2 protein-coding genes are annotated in these 2,137 nt (G+C 26.2%); both read right to left on the bottom strand.

All coding sequences use genetic code 11. The annotated features are described in order from the left end of the window. On the bottom strand, positions 1 to 249 hold a 249-nt coding region (locus AJ932_RS00120; RefSeq protein ID WP_060806673.1), incomplete at its 3' end, for a hypothetical protein. A 7-nt stretch (positions 250 to 256) separates the two neighbouring features. Further along, entirely contained in the window at positions 257 to 1,792 is a 1,536-nt protein-coding gene (locus tag AJ932_RS10260) for a lipase family protein (protein ID WP_070277919.1), read from the bottom strand. Positions 1,793 to 2,137 lie beyond the last annotated feature (345 nt).

The following is a 2,137-nucleotide window of genomic DNA, read 5'->3' as shown; positions in this document are numbered from 1 at the left end:
ATCTTGATCTAATTCTCCAAAGTAAAAAGGATTATTAGGAAGTTCATTTGAGCCTGTAAGGAGGGTGGAGTTTAGGAAGATATAAGCTTGATAGTTTTGAAGTTCTTCAAAAGTAAAATCTGTCGTTGCTTCTAATTTATAAAGTTCATCATAAATACTTTGACAATCAATTATGCTTTTATTTTCACAAAACAAATAAATACTTTTTTTATCTTTATGAATAGAATATAAAAAGTCTTTACCTATCATAATTTTCCTAAATAATACCTATTTTAGCTTTTCCATTAAAATACAAAGCTTGTGATATTTTACAAACTCCACCTAAATATTGCTCATCCCAAATTTGATCTTTTATTTTATAACTTTTTGAATTATATCCGTATATTTTTGTTATATTATTAATATTTTCAAGACATTTCATATCTTTATAAACCACAATAAAAATTCTAAATTCCCCAATGGCAATTTTATGAGCTAAATTTTCTTGATTATTAATAAAGGAACAATCTTTTCTGTATTTATTAAAATCATTTTTATCAAGAATTAAAATGTATTTTTCTTTTTCTTGCGCCTTTAAAATAAAATCTATGATTTTTGTTTGACTAATGGTAGGAGTTTTATAACTTGTATAATAATTATCTCCAAGCTCTTCTAAAATACCATTTGTTTCTTGCATTATGGTGGCTATTAATGAAAGAAAATATTCAAAATGATTGATTTTTTCTGGAGAACTTCTAAAAAGTCCAAGAGGTCCATTTTTAAGAGCGAAATTTTTATTATTAATAGCATTATTTTTTAACACAAAAGTTTCTGTATAAATTTGAATATTTTTCATAAAATGATTAAGATACTCTATACACTCACTAAGGCTTTTATCTTTGACTTTGTTATAGTTAGCATCTAATTCTAAAAGATAGGAATAAAAATAGAGAGTATTAACAAGAGGTTTTATAGAGTGATCATTTTTCCCTGTATATATACCTAAAGCATTGCTTGCACCATATTGAGCTGAAGCAATGATTTCAATTTTACCATTATCAAATACACAAACAATCTTTTCTGGATTTAAAATTTGCTCCACAATATTATTTCCAAGCAAATTAGCTAAGAATCTCATTAGCATATTATCTATTCCATCTATGGTAGGAGAATTAAAAGTATAAACTTTTGAAGCACTAAATTTTATTTGATTAAAATCTGTACAAAGTGTTCTATCGATTGTATCACAAAGCTGCATTGCAACAACAGCTAAATATCCACCCAAAGAATGTCCTACAAAGGTAATTTTACTAGAATCTATATTATTTAGAATAGGTGCTATATCTAATAAAAATTGTTTTAAGGCATTAGCTTGAAAATCTCCTTTACCAAAAGTAAGTCCTATATCGGCAAATGCATCCATACTTACAATTCCTTCTGTTCCTCGAAAACTAACAATATACTCATCTTTTTGAATGTCATAAAAAAGTGTAGCAGAAAAACCACTAAAAGTATTGGGTTGGTGAAATTTGATTGTATAGCGTTTTGCAAAATTTTGTGTTTGGATTTCTCTAAATTCACCATTGAGTTTTGGATAAAAAGCTAACGAATCATCATAAATAAAATAATCTTTATAGTCTTTAGACAATGCTTTATAATATTCAAATTTTTCTATATTTTCTCCATCTTTTAAGATTCTTTCTGTTCCTATTGTGAAATCATTAGTTTTTTGTCCATCAATATAGATAAGGTTGAAATAGCTTGCCCAAGCTAACTCAGCATAGTCTCTAAGATTCTTGATTTGTTGCTTCATACTTTTTCCTTTTAATCAAATATAAGATACAATAAAATTGCCAATGGACAATATAACAATAATAGAAAAAACCTTATCAAATATTTTTTAATTCTTGTTATTAAAAATAACCATAGATTGTTCACTATTGGAGGCAAAATTATCCATCCAATCACTATGAGAAATTCCTTAAATCTATCTGGATTATGCCCAATTAAAGGTGATATTATCCAAGCAAAGATAAAAAATATAATCCAGCAAATATAAAGTATTTTTAATATTTTCATTGCATCCCCCAAATCTCACCCAATGAATGTCCTACAAATATAATTCTTTTGTGTTTGTTTTTGATTATTTTATTTACTT

Origin of the sequence: Campylobacter sp. BCW_6873, assembly GCF_001762365.1 — a bacterium.
GTDB classification, from domain to species: domain Bacteria; phylum Campylobacterota; class Campylobacteria; order Campylobacterales; family Campylobacteraceae; genus Campylobacter_D; species Campylobacter_D jejuni.
This window is presented reverse-complemented; position numbering and strand designations above follow the sequence as displayed.

Coding starts and splice junctions, on each gene's coding strand:
- AJ932_RS10260 (WP_070277919.1), bottom strand. CDS start 1,792: ATGAAGCAACAAATCAAGAATCTTAGAGACTATGCTGAGTTAGCTTGG.